This is a genomic window from Paraburkholderia fungorum, assembly GCF_003610895.1.
Taxonomy (GTDB): Bacteria; Pseudomonadota; Gammaproteobacteria; order Burkholderiales; family Burkholderiaceae; genus Paraburkholderia; species Paraburkholderia fungorum_B.
In genome coordinates this window covers 1-24,446 of the sequence record NZ_MCAS01000051.1, presented here as the reverse complement: position 1 = coordinate 24,446, position 24,446 = coordinate 1, and the positions used below count along the sequence as shown (strand labels likewise).

The 24,446-nt window shown below is 59.3% G+C and carries 20 protein-coding genes and 1 pseudogene; 15 read left to right on the top strand and 6 right to left on the bottom strand.

Annotation, left to right across the window (positions count from 1 at the left end):
* Positions 1-485 precede the first annotated feature (485 nt).
* Both BCY88_RS33540 and BCY88_RS33535 read right to left on the bottom strand, forming a co-directional pair.
* Positions 486-680 (bottom strand): DUF2905 domain-containing protein, encoded by a 195-nt coding sequence (locus tag BCY88_RS33540; RefSeq protein ID WP_120348411.1) that lies wholly within the window; start codon positions 678-680, stop codon positions 486-488.
* Between the two features lie 22 nt (positions 681-702).
* On the bottom strand, positions 703-1,893 hold the full coding sequence (locus BCY88_RS33535; protein ID WP_120348410.1) for a class I SAM-dependent methyltransferase: 1,191 nt from the start codon (positions 1,891-1,893) through the stop codon (positions 703-705).
* 13 nt (positions 1,894-1,906) lie between these two features.
* On the opposite strand from BCY88_RS33535, the gene BCY88_RS33530 reads away from it, so the two are divergent.
* The 5 genes from BCY88_RS33530 (at position 1,907) to glmS (ending at position 7,590) form a co-directional block, all read left to right on the top strand.
* Positions 1,907-2,722, top strand: a complete 816-nt coding sequence (locus BCY88_RS33530) for an SDR family oxidoreductase (protein ID WP_120348409.1) — start codon at positions 1,907-1,909, stop codon at positions 2,720-2,722.
* Between the two features lie 97 nt (positions 2,723-2,819).
* Entirely contained in the window at positions 2,820-3,215 is a 396-nt protein-coding gene (locus BCY88_RS33525; RefSeq protein WP_120348408.1) for a dihydroneopterin aldolase, read from the top strand.
* 2 nt (positions 3,216-3,217) lie between these two features.
* Entirely contained in the window at positions 3,218-4,216 is a 999-nt protein-coding gene (gene ttcA, locus BCY88_RS33520) for a tRNA 2-thiocytidine(32) synthetase TtcA (RefSeq protein ID WP_120348407.1), read from the top strand.
* 134 nt (positions 4,217-4,350) lie between these two features.
* Positions 4,351-5,712, top strand: a complete 1,362-nt coding sequence (glmU, locus tag BCY88_RS33515) for a bifunctional UDP-N-acetylglucosamine diphosphorylase/glucosamine-1-phosphate N-acetyltransferase GlmU (protein WP_120348406.1) — start codon at positions 4,351-4,353, stop codon at positions 5,710-5,712.
* 60 nt (positions 5,713-5,772) lie between these two features.
* Entirely contained in the window at positions 5,773-7,590 is a 1,818-nt protein-coding gene (gene glmS / locus BCY88_RS33510) for a glutamine--fructose-6-phosphate transaminase (isomerizing) (protein WP_120348405.1), read from the top strand.
* Between the two features lie 679 nt (positions 7,591-8,269).
* Here glmS and BCY88_RS33505 read toward each other — a convergent pair.
* Positions 8,270-9,151 (bottom strand): restriction endonuclease, encoded by an 882-nt coding sequence (locus BCY88_RS33505; protein WP_259461599.1) that lies wholly within the window; start codon positions 9,149-9,151, stop codon positions 8,270-8,272.
* Between the two features lie 326 nt (positions 9,152-9,477).
* Here BCY88_RS33505 and BCY88_RS33500 point away from each other — a divergent pair, with 326 nt between their 5' ends.
* From BCY88_RS33500 to BCY88_RS33470, 6 genes are all read left to right on the top strand, one after another.
* On the top strand, positions 9,478-12,090 hold the full coding sequence (locus BCY88_RS33500; RefSeq protein WP_120348404.1) for an AAA family ATPase: 2,613 nt from the start codon (positions 9,478-9,480) through the stop codon (positions 12,088-12,090).
* Positions 12,091-12,363: 273 nt separating this feature from the next.
* Positions 12,364-12,870 (top strand): Hachiman antiphage defense system protein HamA, encoded by a 507-nt coding sequence (locus BCY88_RS33495; protein ID WP_120348403.1) that lies wholly within the window; start codon positions 12,364-12,366, stop codon positions 12,868-12,870.
* 35 nt (positions 12,871-12,905) lie between these two features.
* Entirely contained in the window at positions 12,906-14,162 is a 1,257-nt protein-coding gene (locus tag BCY88_RS33490; protein ID WP_120348402.1) for a metallophosphoesterase family protein, read from the top strand.
* A gap of 5 nt (positions 14,163-14,167) precedes the next feature.
* A complete protein-coding gene (locus BCY88_RS33485; protein WP_120348401.1) occupies positions 14,168-17,626 on the top strand; it encodes a YhaN family protein in 3,459 nt (1,152 codons plus the stop codon).
* Between the two features lie 41 nt (positions 17,627-17,667).
* Positions 17,668-18,324 carry a hypothetical protein gene (locus BCY88_RS33480; protein ID WP_120348400.1) on the top strand — a complete coding sequence of 219 codons (657 nt, stop codon included), beginning with the start codon at positions 17,668-17,670 and terminating at the stop codon, positions 18,322-18,324.
* 515 nt (positions 18,325-18,839) lie between these two features.
* Complete coding sequence (locus tag BCY88_RS33470) at positions 18,840-19,235, top strand: hypothetical protein (protein WP_120348399.1); 396 nt, start codon at positions 18,840-18,842, stop codon at positions 19,233-19,235.
* A gap of 563 nt (positions 19,236-19,798) precedes the next feature.
* Here the strand turns inward: BCY88_RS33470 and BCY88_RS33465 are convergent.
* Positions 19,799-20,899: a hypothetical protein gene (locus BCY88_RS33465; RefSeq protein ID WP_147408592.1), complete on the bottom strand. Its 1,101-nt coding sequence runs from the start codon at positions 20,897-20,899 to the stop codon at positions 19,799-19,801.
* Between the two features lie 433 nt (positions 20,900-21,332).
* Here BCY88_RS33465 and BCY88_RS40580 point away from each other — a divergent pair, with 433 nt between their 5' ends.
* Positions 21,333-21,569, top strand: coding sequence for a hypothetical protein (locus BCY88_RS40580; protein WP_120348397.1), 237 nt, complete (start codon positions 21,333-21,335; stop codon positions 21,567-21,569).
* Positions 21,570-21,639: 70 nt separating this feature from the next.
* Here the strand turns inward: BCY88_RS40580 and BCY88_RS33455 are convergent, their stop codons facing one another.
* Both BCY88_RS33455 and BCY88_RS40830 read right to left on the bottom strand, forming a co-directional pair.
* On the bottom strand, positions 21,640-21,855 hold the full coding sequence (locus BCY88_RS33455; protein WP_404935756.1) for a hypothetical protein: 216 nt from the start codon (positions 21,853-21,855) through the stop codon (positions 21,640-21,642).
* Positions 21,856-21,894: 39 nt separating this feature from the next.
* Positions 21,895-21,990: pseudogene (locus BCY88_RS40830) on the bottom strand (H-NS histone family protein); the annotation flags it as partial.
* A gap of 9 nt (positions 21,991-21,999) precedes the next feature.
* Between BCY88_RS40830 and tnpA the strand changes: the two are divergent.
* From tnpA to tnpC, 3 genes are read left to right on the top strand one after another with little or no spacing between them, the layout of a single operon-like run.
* The gene (gene tnpA / locus BCY88_RS33450; RefSeq protein ID WP_183081312.1) at positions 22,000-22,434 is read left to right on the top strand and encodes an IS66-like element accessory protein TnpA; all 435 of its coding nucleotides are present in this window, start codon (positions 22,000-22,002) and stop codon (positions 22,432-22,434) included.
* Positions 22,431-22,775 (top strand): IS66 family insertion sequence element accessory protein TnpB, encoded by a 345-nt coding sequence (tnpB, locus tag BCY88_RS33445; RefSeq protein ID WP_120343768.1) that lies wholly within the window; start codon positions 22,431-22,433, stop codon positions 22,773-22,775. Before tnpA ends, tnpB begins: the two co-directional genes overlap by 4 nt.
* Positions 22,776-22,805: 30 nt before the next feature.
* Positions 22,806-24,374: an IS66 family transposase gene (tnpC, locus tag BCY88_RS33440; protein ID WP_120343769.1), complete on the top strand. Its 1,569-nt coding sequence runs from the start codon at positions 22,806-22,808 to the stop codon at positions 24,372-24,374.
* Positions 24,375-24,446 lie beyond the last annotated feature (72 nt).

Here is a 24,446-nt window from a genome sequence, read left to right as displayed (position 1 = left end):
GCACACTCCGCGCGAGTGACAAAGGACTCATCCGCTCCCACTCCGCACTACGTGCGTCGCGGACAGGTTTGCATGGGAAACCAAGGTGTGCTTCGCATAACTGATTGTTTTTCTGGAATGGGCTTCGGCGCGCGCAGCGCCGCCGGAAGTATGACTGCCTTGTCACCAGGGCCGAATGTGCGGGGGCACCGATTCCAGATGCACCACTACCGTGGCTGCGCGGGGGACCCACTTATGAGCTGGCGGTGTGAGCCGCTTTCTTTGCTTATCTTTCTTTGCGGCGGCAAAGAAAGTAAGTGCCGCCCCGCACAGGGGCAACACTAATAGACCACTAACAAAACAAGGAAAGGCCAAAGAAGCCAGAACAAGGAAAGACCAAAACCACAAAAGCACAGACAAAACACGCGGAGCAAACAAACAGATCAAGAAAAGACCAACACCAAAAACACACAACCAACAAAGCGCCGAGCAGGCAAAAAACCCCACTACAAAACCCTCGCGATCAGCGACAAAACCATAGAAACCACAAGCGTCGACATAAACGGAAACGGATACTCCCGCCCAAAGAGCCGCAACGTAACATCCCCAGGCATGCGCCCAATCCCAATCTTCCTGAGCCACGGCCAGCAGGCCGACAACACCGCCACCGCAATAAATGTAGTCAACAGCCAGCGGATCATCGCAAATCCCTAAGGCAAAAAATCACAGGGTATGTGACCGGTCGCCGCCGGAAAACGCCTGCAACGTGTCATCCAGTCCACGCGAAAACGCGATCACCTTGAACAGCTCACCCATCTCCGCCTCGGACAACAACTTTTGCACCGCATTCGCCGCAGGCAAAAACTTCGCCGTGTCCGCTGGATCGAGCGCCGATAACGCCTCGGTAATCCCCGCATTCAACAAAAACCGGGCTTGAGAAGTGAAGCCCAGTAAGTCCGCGCCAGCATCGACTCCGGCTTCAGCGATGCCGGTAAACTCCACGTGCGCCGTAATGTCCTGCAAGCCCGGATACACAAACGGGTCGCCATGCGCACGGTGCCGGTAATGGCACATCAACGTGCCCTGCGCGCGCTGCTCGTGGTAGTACTCGTGACGCGGAAAACCGTAGTCGATAAAAAACGCCGCGCCACGCGCGAGCATCGTGCAAATGGTCCGCGTGAATGCAACGGCGGCCTCGTGTGTTTCGGTAACGTAGTCGTCGCCGGAAGTTTCGATCTGCGCCAGAAACGCAATGTCCTCCGGCGCCGACAGCGGACGGTCGTCGAACGCAAAAACCTCATCGCGCCACACCACGCCGCGTTCGTGCCAGGCGCCGCCGGTGAAGGCGAAAAGCCGCACCGGCATCGCGTCCAACACCTCGTTGCCGATTACCACGCCTTCGAAACTGGCCGGCAATGCGTCCAGCCAGCGTACTTTGCCGGCCAGCGCCGGTGCCGCGGCTTCGATCGTCTCGCGTTGGCGTTCACGCAATTCACCTGACAAATCCACGATCGAATAGCTGTCGAATTCGACGCCCAGCGCGTCGAGCGCGCTCAGCAAGCCGGCGGCGAGTTTGCCCGTGCCGGCGCCAAATTCCATCACTTCGCGCGTGCCGCTGGCCTGCAAGGCCTCGGCGATCGGGCGCGCCAGCGTTGTCGCAAAGAGCGGCGACATTTCCGGCGCCGTCACGAAGTCGCTGCCGTCGTCGCCGCGCAAGCCGAATTTGCGGGCGCCACCGCTGTAATAGCCGAGTCCCGGGGCGTAAAGCGCGCGCTCCATGTAGCGGTCGAACGGCAGCCAGCCGCCGGCCGCGGCGAGTTCCGCGCGGAGCTGCGCGACCAACGCTTCGGACTGCGCAAGCGCGCTCGGGCCGGGAGCAGGTAAACTATCGGGTTGGTGAGCTTTCGGATTCATTCCCGCATTGTAAATGACCGCTTCTCTGGACACCGCCGCCCGCGCGCCTGAAACGCCGCGCATCGTGCTGATTACCGGCGCCGCCCGCCGCATCGGGCGCGCGCTCGCGCTCGGCTTTGCCGCGCGTGGCTGGGACGTGGCAGTCCACTACGGCGCATCGCGGGAGGAGGCCGACCAGGTGGTCGCGGAAATCGTCGCCCTGGGCCGCCGGGCGGTGGCTTTGCACGCGGAATTGGGCGACGAGGCCCAGGTCGGGCAGCTTTTGCCCGCCTGCACGGCCGCGCTGGGCCGTCCGTCGTGTATTGTGAACAACGCGTCCCGCTTTGAGGAAGATACTGCGCTTGACGTCGGTTACGACCTGCTGCTGAAGCTCACTGCGATGAATCTCGGCGCGCCGCTCGTGCTGGCGCGCATGCTGTTCGAGGCCACGCCGGAAATCGCGCGCGCCGATGAAAGCCAGCGCGGCGTGGTCATCAATGTGCTGGACCAGAAGCTGTACAACATGAATCCGGACTACCTGTCCTACACGCTGTCAAAAGCAGCGTTGCAGACAGCGACGGTTGCGCTCGCGCAGGCGTTGGCGCCGAAAGTGCGGGTGGTCGGGCTTGCCCCCGGTCTGACAATGCAGTCCGGCGACCAGACGCCGGCAGATTTTGAAGCCGCTCACCGTACTACGCCTTTGGGCCGCGCGTCGCGGCCGGAGGATATTGTCGCCGCCGCGCTGTATCTCGCCGATGCAGCGGGCGTCACCGGAACGACGCTGGTAGTCGACGGCGGGCAGCACCTGGTGCCCCTGCCGCGCGACGTAATGTTTTTGACGGGCGCCTGAATAGTGCGCGTGCGGGCCGGCCGCTCAGGCTGACGGCCGTTCGCGTGTTGCAGCGTCCCTTTGCGTGCCCCGCACGCTTTTTTCGACTGGAACGAACATGTTTGCCGCTCTTTCGCATCCCCGGCTCGCCGATTGCCGCCGGCTCTTTCTGCGCAACTACGAAGTGCACATCAACATCGGTGTGCATGATTTCGAAAAGCGCGGCGAACAGCGCGTCGTGATCAACGTCGAACTGTTCGTGCCGCTCGCGCTGTCCACGCCGGTTCAGGACAAATTGCACGAAGTCGTCGATTACGACTTCATGCGCTCGACCATCGCGCGCCGTGTCGAACAAGGTCATATTCACCTGCAGGAAACGCTCTGCGACGACCTCGTCGCGGCGCTGCTCGATCATCCGCAGGTACGCGCCGTGTGCGTGTCGACCGAAAAGCCGGACGTTTACCCAGATTGCGACGCGGTGGGCGTCGAAGTCTTCCGCATCAAAGAGGATTGAGCATGGACGCCCAGGAAATCCTGAATGGCACCGCGGCCCCTGCTGCCGGCGAGGCCGCGCACGCCCCCGCGGGTAAGACGCCGCTCACGCGCCGCGAGCAGAAAGAAGCCTACGAGAACAACAAACTGTTCAAGCGGCTCGCGCGCCAGGTTGGCGAGGCAATCGTCGACTTCAACATGATCGAGGACGGCGACAAGGTGATGGTCTGTCTGTCGGGCGGCAAGGACAGTTACGCGATGCTCGAAATCCTGATGCGGCTGCGCGAACGCGCGCCGATCAACTTCGAGATCGTGGCGGTCAATCTCGACCAGAAACAGCCGGGGTTTCCGGAGCACGTGCTGCCTGAGTATCTGAAGCAGCTCGACATTCCGTTTCACATCGAGAACCAGGATACCTACAGCATCGTCAAGCGGCTGGTGCCGGAGGGCAAGACCACCTGCTCGCTGTGCTCGCGGTTGCGTCGCGGCATTCTGTATCGCGTGGCGGGCGAACTCGGCGCGACCAAGATCGCGCTCGGTCATCATCGTGACGACATCCTGCAAACGCTGCTGCTGAACATGTTCTACGGCGGCAAGCTGAAGGGCATGCCGCCCAAGCTGCAATCGGACGACGGCAAGAACATCGTGATTCGTCCGCTCGCTTATGTGAAGGAAACCGATCTGGAAAAGTACGCGGAGTTGCGCGAATTTCCGATCATTCCGTGCAATTTGTGCGGCAGCCAGCCGAACCTGAAGCGCGCGGAAATGAAGGCGCTGATCCGCGACTGGGAGAAGCGTTTCCCGGGCCGTATCGAGAATATGTTCAATGCGTTGTCGAACATCGTGCCGTCGCACCTGATGGATCACAAGCTGTTCCCGTTCGCCGGCCTGCGCGCAAGCGGCGAGGCCGATCCGCAAGGCGATATCGCCTTCGACGAAGAGCCGTGTTCGACCGATACCGGCGAGGGCGCAACCTTCAACGGATCGAAGCCGATCTCGATCGTGCAGTTCGACGATATGTGAGCAAGCCGTGAAGTGCCCGGAAATCAACGGTTTCCGGGTGATTCAGCAGGGTAATAAGGCCGCGTGAGCGGCCTTTGTCGTCATGGCCTGCATGATAGAATCGTCGGCTCCAAACTCGTCTGATTGCCGACGCCATGAACATCGTGATTTTGGCGGCAGGCACCGGTAAGCGCATGCGGTCCGCGCTTCCCAAGGTGCTCCATCCCCTGGCCGGCCGGCCGCTCCTCGCTCATGTCATCGACACTGCCCGTGCGCTCAAGCCCACGCGTCTGGTCGTGGTGGTCGGTCATGGCGCCGAAGCCGTACGTCAAGCGGTAGCGGCGCCGGACGTCCAGTTCGCCGCCCAGGAGCAGCAGCTCGGCACGGGCCACGCGGTGCAACAGGCGCTGCCCCTGCTCGATCCGTCCGAACCCACGCTGGTGCTGTACGGCGACGTGCCGCTCACGCGCGCCGGCACGCTGCAGGCGCTGACCGATCGCGCGGGGCGTGGCGGCTACGGCGTGCTCACCGTCACGCTCGAGGACCCCAGTGGCTACGGCCGCATCGTGCGCGATCCGCACGGCAAGGTGTCGCGCATCGTTGAACAGAAAGACGCAACGCCCGAGCAGCTCAAGATCGCCGAGATCAACACCGGCATCATCGTCGCGCCGACCGAGCGCCTTGGCGGCTGGCTCGCGGCGCTGAAGAACGATAACGCGCAAGGTGAGTTCTACCTGACCGACGCGGTCGAAATGGCGATCGAGGCGGGTCTCGAAGTCGTCACGACCCAGCCTGACGAAGAGTGGGAAACGCTAGGCGTGAATAGCAAGCAGCAGCTTGCCGAACTCGAACGGATTTATCAGGGCAATGTCGCCGACACGCTGCTGGTCGCGGGCGTGACGCTGGCCGACCCGGCCCGTCTCGACGTGCGCGGCACGCTCGAATGCGGCCGCGATGTTTCGATCGACGTGAACTGCGTGTTCGAAGGCCGCGTCACGCTGGCCGACAACGTGAGCGTCGGGCCGAACTGCGTGATCCGCAACGCGACGATTGGCGCCGGGACGCGTATCGACGCGTTCACGCATATCGAAGGCGCCGAGGTCGGCGCGAACGTCGTGCTCGGCCCCTATGCGCGGCTGCGCCCGGGCGCGTCGCTGCAGGACGAATCGCACGTCGGCAACTTCGTCGAAGTGAAGAACGCGGTGCTCGGTCATGGCTCGAAAGCGAACCATCTGACCTATATCGGCGATGCGGACATCGGCGCGCGCGTGAATATCGGCGCGGGTACCATCACCTGCAACTACGACGGCGCGAACAAATTCCGCACGATCATCGAAGACGACGTGTTCGTCGGCTCCGATACGCAACTCGTGGCGCCCGTGCGCGTGAAGCGCGGCGTGACGATCGCGGCGGGCACAACGGTCTGGAAAGATGTCGAAGAAGGCATGCTGGTGCTGAACGACAAGACGCAAACAAGCAAGCCGGGCTATGCACGCCCGGTCAAGAAGAAAAGTTGACGGGCGTGACGCGCGCGCGGAGCGCGCTCCCTGAAACCCTTCACTGAAAAGGAATAAGCCATGTGTGGGATTGTTGGTGCGGTTGCGCAACGTAATATCGTTCCCGTTCTGATCGAAGGATTACGTCGCCTCGAGTATCGCGGCTACGATTCCTGCGGCGTGGCCGTTCTTGCCGACGGCGGGCCGCAGCGTGCGCGCAGCGTCGCGCGCGTGGCCGATCTGGACGAGCAGGTGCATGAAAACCACCTCGAGGGCATCACGGGTATCGCGCATACGCGCTGGGCGACGCACGGCGCGCCGGTGACCGACAACGCCCACCCGATTTTCTCGAAAGATACGCTCGCGTTGGTACACAACGGCATCATCGAAAACTACGAGTCATTGCGGGAAATGCTGCGTGGCAACGGTTACACGTTTGTCTCGCAGACCGACACAGAGGTTATCGCTCACCTGATTCACAGCCTGTATCGCGGCGACCTGTTCGCGGCGGTGCGTGAAGCCGTCGGCCAACTGCACGGCGCCTACGCGATCGCGGTGCTGCACAAGGATCAGCCGCATACCGTGGTCGGCGCGCGGCAAGGTTCGCCGCTGGTGGTGGGGCTCGGCAACGGTGAAAACTTCCTCGCTTCGGATGCGTTGGCGCTTGCCGGCAGCACCGAGCGCTTTATCTTCCTTGAGGAAGGCGACGTCTGCGAACTGTCGCTCGAGGGTGTGCGGATCGCCGATCGTGACGGCTACGAAACGCCGCGCGAAGTGCGCCAGGTCGCGGCGTATGGCGGCGCGGTCGAACTCGGCCCGTATCGTCACTTCATGCAGAAGGAAATTTTCGAGCAACCGCGGGCGATTACCGACACGATTCCGCAAGCCGATTCGTTCGACGCGTCGCTCTTCGGCGAGGGTGCCGACAAGGTGTTCGCGGACATCGATAATCTGCTGATTCTGGCGTGCGGCACGAGCTACTACTCGGGGCTGACCGCGAAGTACTGGCTCGAGTCGGTCGCGAAGATCCCAACCCAGGTAGAAATTGCCAGCGAGTATCGCTATCGGGAGTCGGTGCCGAATCCGAAGTCGCTGGTGGTGGTGATCTCGCAGTCCGGCGAAACGGCGGACACGCTGGCGGCACTCAAGCATGCGCAGTCGCTGGGGCATAAACATACGCTGTCGGTGTGCAACGTCGGCACGAGCGCGATGGTACGCCAGACGGCCTTGTCGTTCCTGACGCATGCGGGTCGCGAGATCGGCGTGGCGTCGACGAAGGCATTCACGACGCAACTGGTTGCGCTCTTCGTGCTCGCCGCGACACTTGGGAAGCTGCGTGGGCAACTGAGCCCGGAGCAGGAAACCGAGTATCTGAAGCAGTTGCGCCACTTGCCGGCGGCGTTGAATAGCGTGCTGGCGCTGGAGCCGCAGATCATCGCGTGGTCGGAAGAGTTTTCGCGCAAGGAGCACGCGTTATTCCTCGGGCGCGGGCTGCATTATCCGATCGCGCTCGAGGGTGCGCTGAAGCTCAAGGAGATTTCCTATATCCATGCGGAAGCGTATCCGGCCGGCGAGTTGAAGCACGGGCCGCTGGCGCTCGTGACCGAAGCGATGCCGGTGGTGACGGTGGCGCCGAATGACGCGCTGCTGGAGAAGCTGAAGTCGAATATTCAGGAAGTGCGCGCGCGGGGCGGCGAGCTTTACGTGTTCGCGGACGCGGATACCCGGATCGTGAACGATGAAGGTCTGCACGTGATCCGGATGCCGGAGCACTACGGCTTGCTGTCGCCGATTCTGCACGTGGTGCCGCTGCAACTGCTGGCGTATCACACGGCTTGTGCGCGTGGGACGGATGTCGATAAGCCGCGGAACCTGGCGAAGTCGGTGACGGTGGAGTGAGGTTGAGGGGTTGGTGGCACTAGTGGCAAGTTCTAATAGTTTTACTTAAAGCTCACTGCAAAAGTTTTCCTTAAAGCCTTCGGACCGCCCGCAAACTAAGGCGGGACGGGGCTTAAGGGGAACTAATAGAACTGGGGCGCGGCACCTCGAAAACGCCTCAAAGGCAGGGAAACCTTCCCCTCCGTTGGCCCCCGGGCTTCGGCGCCGGGTCTTCCCCAGCCGCACTAGCTCCTCCCGCCGGTTCTGCCTCTCTCCCCAGCATCGCCGCTTCAGCCAGCTTCGCGCGTCTCCAAAGATACTCTCCCGCCGCGCAACCCTCCGCTTGGCAGCCGCCCACACAACGAAAGCGTCCCCGATGTGCGAGCGCTCTCAAGTCAGCGCCGCAACCGCATTCAAAAGGTTGTCGCGCGCCGCGTCGAGATTGTTGGCGCTGGTTTTGACGGGTAGGTTGGCCCGAACCCTCCCGCCAAGGAAATACGCGAAGCGCTCGGCGTTCGCTGTGCTTGGATGCGGGAGCCAATGGAGAACCCGCTCCTTCTGAATATAGCCTTGCTCGGTAAGCCTGCCGACGAAGGTTCGCCAGAGGGCACATACGTCGCAACGATGATTTCGATTCGATGACTCCACTCAGGTAGGCGGCTATAAACGCGCGGCCGGCGCAGCTCGTTCCAGGTTGCGCTCAGGCGAAAAGGTCTCGAACGCGTTCGAAGGGAAGCCCAGATTCTGCGGCACGTCGAACCTTCCGTTCGAGCACATGGTTCAATGGAATCTGTCTGTCGAGGGCGTCGAACAGGTCGAGTCCATCCATACAGATGACGCGCTTCGCACGACCGAAGGCAGCTAACCCGTCCGGAGTGAACCCACTGTTGCTCACAAACAGGCCGCGGGCCCATGCGGCTTTCTGCTCCAGCTTCCCGTGGAAAGCGTGTAAATCGGCCACACCAGTAAGCGCGGACTGCCACTTCGCCTCGACGAGATAGGTTTCGCCTTGCAGCACCAGGCTGCCGTCTATCTGCTCGCCGCGATGGCGAAACGGCTCCCGCGCTTCAAGGCCGAAGCAGTCGAACGCCTCTTTGAGCCATGCTTCAAACGCGTAGCCGCGCGGATGCGGAGGCAGTGCTGACAGCTCAAGAAGCTTGGTCTTGAGTGCCAGAATCCGGCGGCCATCGAGCGCCGGCTTGGGCGGCGGATTCGCACCAGTACCCTCGGGTTTGCCTTCGAGACGGTTAATCAGGGAAAGGAACTGTCCTTCAGCATTGATGACCCAATCGTCCCGACCCTGCGACTTCCGAACGCCTTCGCGATATTTCCACAGAGCTTTGAGCGTCGTAATGGCTGTAACCAAGTCGACCTTGTTCAGAAAGCACCTCAAGCGCTTTGCTTTGGAGGTACCGTTATCAAGGTAGGCGGGGTCGTCGATGTCTACATTGAACTCTTCCAGGAAGAAGATACCCATGGTTCGGTCGGAGAAATCGAGCACATATCCGCCATTCATTTCGAACAGGTCATCGACGAGTTTCATGTCGAAGGTTCGAATATTCGGCGTCTTCATACGTTGCATATGGTCCCTGCGTGCTGGGTAATCATGCCGGCGTCACTTTTCCGCCTGAACTGCAGGCCGCCGCTCTTCTCGAGTCCAATCTTGGGAAAGTATGCCCGAACACGAGCCGGGCATCGGCGACTGTCCGGCGTTGCCGACGATAGCCTCCCGGCGTCTCGTCGTCTTGTCAAAAACGTTTGCAAGAACATTCGCCAAAAAATCATTGCTTTTCCGGTATACGTCTTTGTAAGCATACGTATAACATCGAAATCACGGCGCCCATTTCAAACAAAGCACCGACCAAAGCAACTACTTCGGCCGCGATAAATTCCGAGGGGTCTTGACCAGTGACAATTATCCAAGAAATCTACCAGTGGTCGAAGACTCTTTCGGCTTGGCAGCAAGACGCTATTGCCCGACTGTATGTAAATCGCGAGCTGTCGCCAGAGGACATCGAGGACATCTATGCGCTCGCCAAAGCTGAAGCCGGCATCCCTGACGAGAATGGCCGAGTGGCCAAGAAATTGGAGAGCGCCGAGGTCGCCCCTCAGACCAATCCCACCCGACTCGTCCAGATTGTCGCCGTCAAGGAATTGCAGCATGTCAACGCCTTGGTTCAAGGCGGCCGACTCCCGATTTCGCCGACTGGCCTGACCGTCATCTACGGCGAAAATGGAGCCGGGAAATCTGGCTATTCCAGAATCTTCAAACAGGCGTGCCGCGCGCGGGACCGAAGGGAACCCATCCTCCCTAACGCGCGCCTCGACCCGAAGGATGTCGGCACTGCACAAGCGGTGTTTGAGACTATCGTCGATGGCACGGCGGTCGACTTTTTGTGGAAGCATCGCGCGGAACCGCCCGTGCCGTTGGCTGACATCTCAATCTTCGACACCCACTGCGCGCGGGCATATATCGACAACCAGGGTGATTTTGCCTACGTGCCATACGGGCTCGATATTCTCGAAGGGCTGGTGAGCCTCTGTACGAGGCTGAAGACCCGCGCGACAAAAGAAAAGGGAGACTCGTCGCCGAGCGATGCCGCGTACTCTGCGCTAATCAATCAGACCACTGCCGTTGGTCGCGGGCTCAGCGGCATCTCCAAGAAGACCACCAGAGAAGAGATAGCGATGCTGGCCGAGTTGTCGGACGATGACGTTGAACGCCGAGAAGTATTGGCGAAGACGCTTTCCGAAGCGGACCCGAAAACGAAAGCCCGAGAGATTCGAAACAAGGTGCTCCGCGTAAAGGGGCTGCAGACGCAGATTGAGACGAACTTCGGGATTGTCTCCGTCGAAAAGCTCCAGAATCTCCAGGAGCTTATCGGCAAATCGAACGCCGCGAAGAAAGTCGCTGACACCGCCGCGGAAGCGTTCCAAAGTGAACCGGGTCAGCTGCCTGGCACTGGTGGCGAGGAGTGGAAGACGCTGTTCGAAGCGGCTCGTGACTTCGCAGCCATCTCCCACGCTGGCCACGAGATTTTTGCGCTTCCGAACGATGCGAAGTGTCCTCTCTGCCAGAACGAGCTGGGCGCAGGAGGTGTAAGCAGGCTTGGCCGCTTCGATGCGTTTATCAAGGACAAGGTTGAGCAAGCTGCGAAGGACGCGCGAAACTTGGCGAAGGACGCGTACAACGCGATAAAGACCGCAAAGCTCGAATTCCCCATTGATGCGGCGTTGAAAGAAGAGCTGAACTCGCTGGACGCACAGTTGTTGCCGCTCTGTGAGCAATCCGAAGCCAATTTGAAGACCCGGCAATCCGAAGTGTTGTTAGCCTCAGGGGGGAATCTGCAGTGGGAAAGCGTGTCCGCAGCGCAGAACGACGCTGCTGTCCGACTCGGAGAGGTTGCCGACGCGCTGGAAACTCAGGCAAAGACCCTCGAAGCATCGGCCGACGAGGCCGCTCGCGCAAAGCTGGTCGTCGAGCGAGCGGAACTCGACGCAAGGTACAAGCTTCGCGAGGTGAAGGATGCCGTGCTCGAGGCAATTTCGAAATACGAGTATTGCGCGAAGTTGCAAAAATGTATCGATGGCACGGACACGCGTGGGATTTCCCGAAAGTCCACTGACCTGTCCCGGACGCTTGCAAGTAAGGAATTGGCTGATGCGCTGAACGATGAGCTCAGGAGGTTGAAGTGTCATGAGCTGCAGGTCGTCATGAAGCCTGAATCGCCCGGCGGCCGAACGCAATTCAAGCTCACGCTCCAATTGCCGGGAAACGCGACGCCGGCTTCAATTCTCAGTGAAGGCGAGCAGCGTGCCATCGCTATCGCGTCGTTCCTCGCAGAAATCAAGCTCAGTGGCGGGCGCGGCGGCATTGTCTTCGACGACCCGGTCTCGTCACTTGACCACCGCCGACGTTGGGAAGTTGCGGAGCGCCTGGTCGAAGAATCACTCAAGCGGCAGGTCATCGTGTTCACGCACGACATCTATTTCCTGTGCATTCTTGAGCAGAAGGCCGATGAGCTCGAAGCCACGCTCCAGGCGAACTACATTCGCCGTACCGGCGATGGGTTCGGCGCGCATTCCGAGGGACTTCCCTTCGACGTGCTTGGGACAAAAAATCGCGTTGGCAAGCTCCGGCAGATGCTTGTGGAGATTCGCAAGGCATATGCAACTGGAGACGAAGACGGGCATCGCGCTCTCACGGCGCGTGCGTACGGTGATTTACGCCTTGCCTGGGAGCGATGCGTGGAAGAGGTCCTTTTCAATGGAGCGATTCAACGCTTCGGCGAGGGTGTCTCGACACAGAAGTTGAAAGAAGTCACCGTCTCGGACGACGACTACCGCGCGATAGAAGCAGGGATGACCAAAAGCTCGAAGTTCGAGCACGATGCCGCCGTCCGGGTTGGCAGGCTACCTATTCCGCAACCTGATGAACTTAGTGAGGACATCGAGAAGCTCGAATCGTGGAGGCTGTTGGTTGTTGGAAGACGCAACGACATCCGTGCAGCGAGAGGTTAAATCTAATCGATAGGCGCTGCCACGTGCGAATATATGACTGCTGCGGCGCTTCAACCTCGGAACTCAACGGACGAAGCCAACCTGGACAGCAATCGATAGTGTGCGTCCTGACGACGGATAGTCCGTTCGGCTGTTGATTCTTTTATATAACAAACTATTAAAATAACACTTACATATCTGGCGCCGGGGCCGTCGCCCTACGCTGATTGGCGGAGAGAGTGTAGTGCTGACTAGAACGCCCGAAGGTCGCGTCAGCGACTCGGGGCAACGCACATGACGAAGGCTAGTAGGGGCTTTGGCGCATTGCTGGACCCGATTCAGGGCCTCGACAACGTCCTGAAGGAGGTGACGGCGACGCCGCCGCTTGACCAACCACGGCTCCTTTTCCTTCGGATGCGGGAGCACATTCCGCAAGTCAATGCGCTTGCGGAGTTACTGATTGACCCGCTCGTCAACTACGCCACACCCCTTCGCAAACGGAAAGACGCCCTCGCCCAGAGTAGCAACTCAGCGACGGGCGGCGATATGTCAGCGGTGTTACGACTTCGCCGCGAGGCCAAACGGCTCCTAGTTAAGTTCAACGAGGAGCACCCCGGGCGCTACGGCGAAGTTAGCGAGCTCATTGCGTACGTTGTCGCGGTGAGATACCTCGGCGCGGCGCAACTCGGCGCGAAGATGGCTCTCAAGACGCCTTCCGAGATGCCGGTGCATGGGGTTGATGGATTGCATGGCCGTCTAGCCGACGATGGGTCGGTTTTCTTCCCGCGCCAAATAAGTTGAATCCGATTATCGAGAAAGCCTAAACGGAGAAAATCTTGAGATTCATCCATGCGGCAGACATACACCTCGACAGTCCCCTCGTCGGGCTGAGCTCTTATCAGGACGCCCCAGCAGACCTGCTGAGAGGGGCAACGCGCGCCGCGTTTACCAATCTGGTCGGTGAGGCCATTGAGCTACAAGTCGACTTTATGATTATTGCAGGGGACTTATACGACGGGCCGTGGAAAGACCACAACACAGGCATCTACTTTTCCAAGGAAATGGGACGCCTGAAAAAAGCGAATATTCCGGTGTATCTCCTCTACGGCAATCACGACGCCGAAAGCGAGATGACCAAGCAACTGCAGCTACCGGACAACGTCTACAGATTTGGGACCAGGAAATGCTCAACCTTCCGCATCGAGCATCTCAAGGTGGCATTGCACGGTCGAAGCTTCAAAGACGCGGCGACGTATGAAAACCTGGTCACGACCTATCCGGCGCCCGAACCCGGCATGTTCAACATTGGGGTGCTGCATACGGCACTTGAAGGCAATGCGGCGCACGCCCCCTATGCTCCCTGCAGTTTGGATGAGTTGCATGCCAAGGGCTACGACTACTGGGCCCTAGGTCATGTGCACGAGTATCGGGTCTGGGAGGGACCTTCGACTATCGTGTTTCCTGGCAATCTCCAGGGTCGGCATATTCGGGAAACGGGGGCCAAGGGTGCTGTTCTGGTGAGCGTGGATAGCACAGGCCAGCGAACGCTTGAACGCATGTATGTTGACGTTTTACGGTGGCACGACTTGGTCGTGGATGTCTCCGCATGCGAATCGCTGGTCGCGGCCGTCCGAACTGTCGAACGCGAGCTGACCCAATTTCTGGATGACGCCAGCGGCAGCCTGACCTATGCCATGAGGGTGACGTTGGTTGGCGAATCGGCAGCGCACGGAGACCTGTTCGGGGAAGAGGCTCAACTCCGCCAGGAAGTGCTGGGGGTCGCTGCAGCGCTGGCATCCGAACGGTTGTGGATTGAAAAAGTGCGGGTTCGGACCGCCATGAAAGATGACGGGGAGACCATTAGGGCGCGACACGATGCACTGTCTGACCTTAGTGAATTGCTGGCGACTGCCGAAGACGACGAAGATTTCTTGAAAGCACTTCAGGAGGAACTGCTCGGCCTAGTGACCAAGGCGCCGCCTGAGCTGCAACAGATGATTGCTTATTTTCCCGAAATCAGAGCCGGGAATCTGAGCGCACTGGTCAATGAGGCGCGTGCAGGTCTGCTGGCCCATCTTGAGAAGACGGAGTAACGGCTATGCGCTTCCAACGACTCGACCTGCTCAAGTTCGGCAAATTCTCTGACCGGTCTCTTGAGTTCCCCGGCTCGACAACTGATTTTCATCTTGTCGTCGGTCCGAACGAGGCCGGCAAATCGACTCTGAGAGCGGCGATTCTGGACCTACTCTTTGGCATTCCAGTGCGCTCACCGCATGGGTTTTTGCATCCATTGAATGAGCTCAAACTGGGCGCGTCCGTCAGTAATGGCGAGACGTCACTGGACTTCGTCCGAATCAAGGCTCAACGGCAGACACTCAGAACCCAAGCAAACGGCGCGCTGCCCGATTTGGCACTAGAGCCATTTTTGGGGGGTATTGACCGCGATTTTTTTGACCGCATGTTCGGGCTTGACCACTTCCGCCTTGTTGAAGGCGGCAATGGCATCCTGAATGCTGAGAGTGACATCGGCCGAATCCTGTTCCAGTCAGCTGCAGGGGTGGCGAGCCTCGGAACAGTGCGAGACCAGCTGGCCGCAGAAGCCGACAAGCTTTGGGCGCCCCGAAAATCGGCTGAGCGCGCTTACTATGCCGCTGCTGACCAGCTTGACCTGGCAAATAGTGCTCTCAAGAAAGCTTCGGTTCGCACGAAGGTCTGGGCCGACGCAAACAGCGCTGTCGAGACGTTACGAGAATCTCTGGAGGCAGCGCGGACCAATTGGCGCGAACTCGACATGCGTCGAGCGCGGCTCGAGCGTGTGCGTCGACTGGCGCCACTGATTGACGCGCTCGGTCAAAACGATGCTGCCTTGGAACTCCTGAAAGAAGCGACCGACCTGCCGGAAGACGCAGCTCAAGCATTGAGCCAGGCAGAACGCGACATCGCTCGCGCGGAAGCCGTGTTGAAGATTCGCAAGGGCGAGGTGGCTGCCGCCAGGGAATCGCTGTCGGCGATTTCCGTGGATGAATCCCTGTTGAGCGCCGAGCAGCGTATTGCCGCACTTGAGACGCGACGCGGCCGGTATGAACCGTACGCGCGGGACATCGAACGACGAAAAAGCGAAATTCAGGCGCTTCAGGGGGAGGTTCGCCGCGCGTGCCTCCAATTGAAATGGGCCTACGATTCCGAAGAAGACTTGCTGCTCATGCTGCCGTCGTTGTTGATTCGTCGCAAGCTCGGAGACCTTGCGAGGAAAGCCAGCGGGATTGAACAATCCCTCAAGGCGGCGGACTCCTCTGAGCGAACAAAAAAAGCCGATATTGAGTCACTTGAAGTCCAGTTGGGCAGTTTGTCCGAGGTCAAGGTAACGGCTGGTCTACGGGCGGCATTGCGCAAGGCGCAATCCCTCGGCGACCCCGCACAGGTTCAGGAAAAACAACGTGTCCTGGTCGAAAGAGCCGATGCCGGGCTTGAGACGGCCATGCGAGCCCTAGGCGTTTGGCGTATGGGCATCGAGGGTCTGTCAAAGCTCCAGTTCCCCTCCGGCGAGGCTCTCGCACGCCGACTGCGGGAACGGCAGAACTTCGATGCACAGGTCGAATCCCTGTCCAAGGACCTGTCGGAACAGATTTCTGCTGTCGGGGAAGCCGAGCTTCGGGTCAATCAATTCACGGAACTGAGGCATCCGACCACCTATGCAATGGTGGAGCAGGCGCGGGCTGAGCGCGATGAGAAATGGGCATCCGTCAAACAGCGGACAGACGATTTTGAGACTGATGCCGAACAGTTCGAATCGGCGATGCAAGATGCGGATGTGCTAGCAGACACGCATTTGAGTAACGTCGAAGATGTGACCGAACTTCAATCGCACAAAAATGAGCTCGAAAGACAGCAACATATCCAAACCCGCCTTGAGTACCAGCTAGAAGCAGCCAAAGGACAGCTGGACACTTTCTCTTCCGAATGGAGTGCGCTAACTGCGGCAGCGGGCCTCGACGGTCTGCCGCTCGATGATGCTTTAGACTGGATTCGCAAGAAGGACGTCGCGCTTGAGCGCGGCCACTCGCTTCTTGAAGCTCAGAAGGACTCTCGGTCCGCGTTGAATGCCCTGACGGACGCGACTCAGGAGCTGCGCACCGTCCTTGAGGAGAACGGGGTTGCTCCGGTGAACGCTGAGAACTTGAGCGCGCTGTGCATTCAAGCCGAGCATCTTATTTCTGAAGCGGATGGCGTCAAAGGGCGTCGAGACGCGCTGAATGGTCAATTGGTCACGGCCCGCCAAGTCTACGTGGCGCTCCAAGATGACTTGGTCGAGGCCAGAAAGGAGACGGCCTCGTGGGCTGACGATTGGGCTTCCACGCTGTCGAGTGCTGGACTGGACGCTGCCTACGATACCGGGACTGTAGAAGGTGCCTTGGAATTGATTGGCGAAATCGAGGAAAAGGCACGCAAGGTTTGCCAGATTCAGGCGGAACGCATCGATACGATGATGGCAGACCTCGCCTTGTTTGCCGAGGATGTTGAAGCATTGTGCGGCGCTATTGCCGCGCCCCTAAACGGCCAAGAGCCTGCGGAGGCGGTGCAACAACTTGCCATCAAGGTGCAACTGGCCAATCAAGCTCGAGATGAACGAGAGCGGCTAACTGGTGCGCTGAGGGGGGCGGAGCAGCAGGTCGCGGAGTTGGAGAAGACCAAGCAAGAGGCAGAAGCCGTCATTGAGCCTTTGAAGGCGCGGGCGGGAGTTTCTACTCGCGAGGCCTTGGCTGAATGCATCGCCCAATCCGATGAAAAGCGTCGATTGCTGGAGGAAAACGCCCGACTAAGGCGCGACCTGACGACGGGCGGAGATGGCCAGTCGAGACAAGACATCGAGGCTGAGATTGCAGCGGCCAACTTGCCGGAGATTGCCACGGATATTGCCGCGCTGTCCGGCGACCTCATGACTGTCGTCGAGCGTCAGGGAACGCTATCCGCTGAACTGGCGACCGCAGAGTCCACAGTAACGGCCATTGGCGGCTCGGATGCGGCGGCGCAGGCAGAGGGCCAGCGGCAAGAGGCCCTGTCGAAGATGGCCGATGCGGCCGAGCGCTACGTGAAGGTGTTCACTGCTGCCCGATTGTTGCGCTGGTCCATTGACCGCTATCGTCAGGATAAGCAAGGCCCAATGCTGGTCAAGGCCAGCGCAATATTTGCGGAACTGACTCAGGGTTCCTTTGAGCGCTTGGTCGTGGACTTCGACAAGCAACCCATGGTGCTGGAGGGGCGTCGGCCTGACGGCAAGCATGTTGGTATCTCGGGCATGAGCGACGGCACCCGCGACCAGCTATTCTTGGCGCTACGCTTGGCCGCTTTGGAAATTCGCCTGGAACAGGCATCCAAGCTGCCGTTCATTGCAGACGACCTGTTCGTCAATTATGACGACGCGCGGTCGGCTGCGGGCCTGCGGGCAATGGCGTCCCTTGCCAAACAGACCCAAGTGATTTTCCTGACCCACCACCATCACATGGAAGCACTCGCTCGCGACACATTGGGCGATGCTATCAATGTCGTGCACCTGTAATCAACGAACTATCATCGGCCAACGAACCAAGGGACCTCGCAATGTCGCAAGTAACATTGGATGAACAACGTGCGCAAATCGTGACAGCCGCAGAGAAGGGTAACACGTTAGTAGTACCAACTGTAGTGAAGATTGCCGCAGCGGCGGCATATAGCGTCAGCTTGGATTTCCAGGCGTTCGTGAACTTGTTGGCGCACAGTAAGCCAACCGCAATGTATCTACTTGCAGTGACATTTGACCCCCAGGAAGACCTCGAGAGTTGGTGGGACATTGACGAAGACGATGAAGATGACAAGGCGTTGATGCGCGATACCAAAGTCAAGCAGTTCATTCACAAGATGGGCCATGTTGGTGAGATTGGTAGCCTGATGGCCAGCTTCATCGTGGATGGCGTGCTGCACACCCTTTACGCCGATGCCGAGTGGTACACCGAACTGGCGAAGCAGGCCGAGGAACTCAAATCGCAGGTCTACGTCGCGCGGGAGTGCAAGGAAGACGAAGAAGACAAGAAAATGAAGGCGCTTGTTCGTGAGCACGCCAAGGTACTCTGCGAGCATCCTAAATTCACCGAGGGCCGCCCCTCCAAAGAGAAGCGCACCTACTTGGCTGAATCGCTGTTTCCGGACCTTGAAACTTACCTCATCTATCGGGTCGTAGACGAGGCGTCGAACATGGCCTGGCTGACGAATAGTAAATAATCCGGGGGCTCGAGTCCAAGGCTATCGCTTCTGAACTTCCCAGGAAGTATCTCGCGACGCAACGTCTTGGTCAGCAATCGTTGAAGTTCAAACTGGTCCTTGATGACGGTGAACTACATTCGAATCCATAGCCTGCATCGCCATTGAAGCTGGCACCGAACGCCGAGTGGAATCGATACAGGAAGAAGCCAGAGACTTCCTGGATGAGCTCCGGGGTACTGGAGTCCGTGTAAATCACAGATTCAGAGGAGAACGGGGCATAGCAAATGATTCAGTATCTATCGCAACTCGTTGCTCATCGATGATGAGCAACGAGCCAATCAACTGAATAGACCCTTTCATCCCGTTAGGGGTTTTGAATACCCAGATGCGTTTTGGCAATCGCTCCGCAAGTTGTCCGATTTTCGATTTTTTGAGCCAGAGTAGCGACTTCGCCGTTCTTGAGGTTCTGCTCGAGCTTTTGCCGGTAGTATTGGCTATACCTCACTTTCAGTTATCAGAAAAGGACGATAAAAATGACGGACGAAATGCCGTACTGGCAGCGCAATATTCTCGAGGACGAGATTGCTAGCGAAAAGCGAATCAATGCCGCCCAACGCACCCAGGACCTCGGTGAACTGGTCGGGGTCGGTGTGGCCGCAATGGCTGCCATCAAACAAAGGGATGAAGTAATCGCCCAGCTACAGGCCGAACTTGAGCAAGCGCGGACACAGCATAAGAACCTTTTAGAAGAGGCGACGCAAATGCTGCACAATAACTCGGAAAAGAATTCCGCCTGGTTTGACGTATGCGTTGCATATTGCAGCAAGTTTGGCGGCAACGTAATGCTCGTCTCCGACCACTTCAGGGAAGCCCTTGAGCAACGGAAGAAAGGCGTCCGTCAGCGCGACATGGTTTTTTCTGATTTGTGAGGTGCTCGGGCGGCTCCGTCGCTTCCAGCTCGAATTTCGAAGGGGAAGCAGAGTGGCCTTGCCCGACATATAGCCAATGGCTCGCGATTGCTGGGCCTGTCTTCCGCCCTAGTCGTCGCAGATACCGGTGAGTTGCGGGGCCAGCAGATGCGACGCCACAAGGCAGGTAAGTAGTTTGGCACGCGCAGGAAGTTTCAGGTTGAGCGGGTTGTCCATTCTAGGATGCCGGCCACGATGGAGCTCCGGACAAACGGTCACTGCGAGCGACTCCTTTGCTTCGCGCCGCGCTTCTCGGTGCTCGTATCCCCAGACTGCGAAGGACGGCCGAGCCAGTCGGTTTTTGCCACTCTGGCTGCAATACTGTTTTCAGGAATCGCACATCGACGGCAGCCTTCCGCACACGGATTCTGGGCCTGGCTAGCAGAACCGATAGCAGGTCGGGGGGGCCATTGCTTATGAAGCCACGTCATTTGAACGCTGGCGTTGCTCGGCCCCTGGGCGCAAGCCGTCATCGCTGGGCCGAGCTGACCGGTGCAGCAGCAGCTGCCCGAGGCGGCCTCCGTTCAGGCGACGTCGTATATTAGCGCTAGCAATTTGTCTAAGGCCTGCGGCTGCAACTCGAAAAGTTTGCAGAGTTCGCACTCGAGATTGCGCGGAAGAGCTATGCCGAGTTCCGATTGCAGGCGCTTGCCAAAATCTTCAAGTGCGATAGGGTCGGTCTTCAACCTCTTGCTCGGTACATAGACACCGCCGTCGACATGCACTCCGACAAGCGGCTGGCCGCTGGCGCGCCGCAATGTCAAGCGAGGGTTGTCTCCAGAGGATGAGCCGACAGCAAATTCCAAGTCGTGTTGCTGACCCCAGTCGCGAAACTTTTGGAGGTTGGCGAGCATCGCAGTCTTGTATTCGGACTTGTTGATACCTCCCTTCACGAATTTTTCTCGGTTGAGGACCAGTTCGAAGAAATCGTCGACGGTACGTAACGCTCCCTTTCCGGCCTCGGCAGACTTTCGGCTTTCGGCTCGCGCAGTGCGACCAATAACGGACGGAACAAATGCTTCGCGCTCACCGCACTCGAGTCGCTGTATCTCGATGCCCACCACCTCTTCGACGTCTAGCCGCTCATTGAGGTATTCGATGAGTCGGCGCAAGGTCGTAGGAATCTCGTCGGCAACAAATACGAGCCGAACCCGGCCTGCCTCCAGATTGGTCTGGACTGTTTTCCAGAAATTGTCGGCATCCTCCTCACCAAGAAACTCGAGCAGTTGCGTATCTGCTTCAACCGGGCGGTCAGCTCGGAACTGGTTTTGGATGTCACGCACACTACAACTCACCATAAGGGAAGCGTAATCCAGCATCTGGGCTACAACCTGGCGCCGGTTCTCCGGATTTGCCGAGCGTTTGTCCTCGACGAGCGTTGGGATGCCTTCCCGGTCGATGAAGAGATGGTCCACGCTAAGGGAGCTGCCGTTGCCGTCCGATAGAGGGAACTCATCTTTCACTCGCAGCCACTTGGTTCGGTCGTTATTGTTCGAACTGGGCAAACCATCGGCGAGCAACTCCGGAAACGCTGACAGGAGGTCCTGCAACTGCTTCTCCTGTCCGTATGCCTTGCGGTCAAATCGCACCAGCTTGCCGTCTTGCGCCAAGTACATGGTTGTCATCTGCATCCTCACCGAGTTTGTCGCCGCTGTCGCTGCAAACTACCCGCTCGAGCCCAAACGCGCTGTACGCCCGACCACTGATAAAGGTGTAATAGGTGCCTGCACTGCCAGCAGTTTGGCGCGCAGTCATGTGATGTAAGTGAATGCACACTTGCGGAAGAATCCGACGTTGGCGGCAATTTGTGTTTCCTTTGCCACTACGGCGATGCCATTAGTGGGGAGGTAAATTTGCTGCCGAAATGGCATCTGTCCCAGTACGGCTAACGGCACATGTCGCCGTCGCGTACGGCGGTGGTGACGACTGACGAGCCCGTGAATGGCGCCCCCAGGAATGGCGTGACCACGAGTGGCGCAAGCATCGTGATTGGCGCGGGTATTGAAACGACGCGGGAAAGCGACACATCCGAAAAGTCCGACCTCAGAGTACTTTCGAATGAAGATTAGCCCGATACGAATCGCCTTGCTTGCAACGACGCTGGCCTTTGCAACGGCGGGCACGACAAACGCCGCAGGCTGTCTCAAGGGTGCGGTGGTAGGCGGGGTCGCTGGGCATTACGCGGGGCACCACGCAGTGGTTGATGCGGTCGGTGGCTGCTTGGTCGACAGACACCTTGCGAAGCGGCACGCTCAACAGCAAGCCGCGGAAAGTCAGGCAGCACAAGCGCAATAAAACGTCGTCGGTCTGGTGTACCCGGTGGAACCAGAGAATCGCTGGTCCACCGCGCACCTGGAAACTACGGTTAGGCCTTCAACTCGGCGCCAGACTCGAATTTGACCACCGGCGTGGACATGGCTACGCCCTCGTGCGGCGCTTTTTTCGTCGGTGCCTTCTTAGCCGGCATCTTCGAGGTCATGGCCTTCTTGGCAGCAGTTCTCTTCGCCGTCGAGGCCGTCTTCGCAACAGCCTTCGTGACCGCCAGTTTCGCATCGGCCGCCGCACTGGCGCCATCAATCAAAAACTTCGTGCGGTCTTTCGCACCGGCGAGCCACGCCGGAGCCGGACCGCGTCCGCTCCAGGTCGCACCGGACTTTGGGTCGCGATACTTGTAAGGGGCTCGTCCCGGCCGTCCTAGGCGGTTACTGCGATACACAGCAAAGTGATGTCCATCATTTTCGATTTGATGGACACCACTTTGTCAGAGTCTCCAGAGAAGAAGCCGGGTAGTCGAGCAGGCCGTCCGAATTACCCACGAGAGCTTCGGGACCGGCTGGCGGCGGCAGCGTGCGAGCCGGGCGTCTCGGTCGCGAGACTGGCCCGCGAGAATGGCATCAACGCGAACATGCTGTACACCTGGCGGCGGCGATATCTTGCCGAGCAGCAAGCTCCGTCTACCAGCCTCCTCCCGGTCGTACTGCTGAGTGACGCGCCGACGCAGGTCGTTGCGTCATCTTCGGGCGTTCCGCAAGCGCCAGAGATGAAGCCGGCGTCTCCTGGGGGTACGATCGAGATCCGCATCGGCCGTGCGGTGGTTAAGGTAGACGGCCTGGTCGACGCTGACATGCTGCGTACCGTGCTGGGCAGTCTGCGATCATGATCTCTCTGCCGGTTGGTACGCGCATCTGGATCGCTGCGGGCGTGACCGACATGCGGTGTGGGTTCCAGGGGCTGGCCGCAAAGGTACAAACGGCGCTTGAAGAGAATCCACTGGGCGGCAACGTCTTCATCTTCCGGGGCCGCCGAGGCGACCTCGTAAAAATCCTCTGGGCAACGGAGGACGGAATCTGGCTTCTCGCGAAGCGGCTTGAGCGGGGCCGTTTTATCTGGCCCCAGGCCGACGGCGGGAAGGTCCATCTGAGTTCAGCACAACTGTCGATGCTTCTCGAGGGCATCGATTGGCGACAACCCCGTCGCACCGCCGCGTTATCGATGTTGTAAACCGCGCGGCAGACCCGTAAACTACGGCGTATGTCGAACGGCGCCGATCTTCCAGACGATGTCGAATTGTTGAAGGCCTTGCTGGTCGAGGCCCGTAGTCTGCTTGCTGAACGCGATGTCGAGATCGAGCAGCTTAAGGCGCAGATCGACAAACTTCGGCGCATGCAGTTCGGCCGCAAGTCCGAACAGTTGCAGCGGCAGATCGAGACCCTCGAGACCCAACTCGAGGATCTGGCCGCCGGCCGGGGCGTTGCAGACGTGGAGCGTGCGCAAGCTCGAGGCGCAAACGCTTCCTCCTCCAATGCAACGACGGACGAAGCGGCTTCGAGACAAGCGCTACCTGCGCACCTCTCGCGCGAGGATCATGTGCTTGAGCCCGAATCGAGTTGCCCGCACTGCGGTCAACAGATGCAGGTGCTCGGCGAGGACGTGTCCGAGCAACTCGCCCGGGTCGCAGCGGCGTTCAAAGTCGTTCGCACGATCCGGCGCAAATTCGTTTGCTCATGCTGCAGCACCATCAGGCAGCCGCCGATGCCCGGCCTTCCGATCGAGCGGAGCATCGCCCATCCAAGCTTGCTGGCGGACATCCTCGTTTCGAAATACGCAGACCATCAGCCGTTATATCGGCAATCGGCGATCGCGGCGCGCGACGGCGTGACACTCGACCGGGCCAGCATGGGTCGCTGGGTCGGCCAATGCGAAGCGTTGTGCGCGCCGCTGATTGAGGCGCTGCGCCGCTATACGGTGTCGGCCGCCAAGCTGCATGCGGACGACACGCCAATCCCGGTGCTCTCGCCGGGCAACAGGAAGACCCGCACCGGTCGGCTATGGGTCTATGTGCGCGACGATCGTCGCTCGGGGTCGACGCAACCCGCTGCGGTATGGTTCGCATACTCGCCGAACAGGCAAGGCATCCACCCTCAGACTCATCTCGCCGGCTTCAGGGGGACCCTGCAGGCGGACGCTTACGCGGGCTTCGATGAGCTGTTCCTGGGTGGCTCCGTACTTGAAGCGGCATGTCATGCTCACGCGAGGAGAAAGTTCTACGACATCCACGTGCGCACGCCGTCCGACACGACGCAAAAGGCACTTGAATACATTGGCGCGCTATACGACATCGAGGCCTCCATTCGCGGCAAGCCTGCGGCCGAACGGCTACGAATACGGCAGGAGAAAGCCAGGCCACTGCTTCAAATCTATGAAGCGTGGCTCAAGGCCAAGCTCGAAACGTTGTCGTCGAAGTCCGACACTGCCAAGGCGATCAACTACTCGCTTAACCAGTGGCGCGCCCTGACGCTATATTGCGAAGACGGTACGCTCGAGATCGACAATAACATCGCGGAAAACGCGTTGCGTTGTGTAAGCCTGGGCCGGAAAAACTTTTTATTCGCCGGCTCCGACAGCGGTGGTGAACGGGCAGCCGCGATGTACGCGCTAATCGGCACCTGCGCACTGAACGACATCGATCCGCGCGCCTATCTGGACCACGTGCTAACTCACATCGCAGATCACAAAATCAATCGCATCGACGAGCTTCTACCGTGGCACGTGGCCGACAAGCTGCAGCCGCCAGCCAGTCCGCCGACACCCGCTATCTGACAGTGCAAGTCCGGATCACCATCATGCCTCACGTGCACGCGCGTGGACGAACGGCATGCGTGAGCCGCTTAC